Consider the following 514-nt stretch of genomic DNA (forward strand, 5'->3'; position numbering starts at 1 on the left):
GGAACCAGGCCGTCGTTCAGCACGCCCGACGAATAGTCGGTGAAGGTCGAGAACAGCGAGTCGGTCTTGCCGATGCGGAAGCCGCCCAGCTCGATATAGGCATGCTCGATGCCCATCTCGTCGTCCATGTCGTAGTCGTTGTCGAGGCTGCCGTCGGAGGTCGTGCGCTGGTAGTTGAAGTTGATCGCCGCATACGAACGCAGCGTGCCGAGCTCGGTCTCCGAGCGGGCGTCGGCGCGAAGCTGGAAGCGGACGCGGTTGTTGTAGGTCTCTTTGTTGGCGTTCGAGATCGTCTCGAACAGGTCGCCGCCACGCAGATCGACGCGGACATAACCGCCGATCTTCAGGCAGGTCTCGGTGCCGGGCAGGTAGAAGAAGCCCGAACCATAGACGTCGCAAACGCGAACGTATTCGACGGGCTCCGGCTCGGCAACCACGACCGCATCGGCCGCCCGCGCGCCGCTGACCGCCACCAGGGCCGCTGCGGAGCCGAGAAGAAGGCTCTTGATGTTCA

The 514-nt window shown here is 63.6% G+C and carries 1 protein-coding gene; it reads right to left on the minus strand.

Annotated features, from left to right (window positions below; all coding sequences use genetic code 11):
* Positions 1-514, minus strand: a 514-nt coding sequence (locus RB623_RS30295) for a porin (protein WP_308060995.1), incomplete at both ends; no start/stop codon positions are given.

This window comes from Mesorhizobium sp. LHD-90 (genome assembly GCF_030929505.1).
Classification (GTDB): domain Bacteria; phylum Pseudomonadota; class Alphaproteobacteria; order Rhizobiales; family Rhizobiaceae; genus Kumtagia.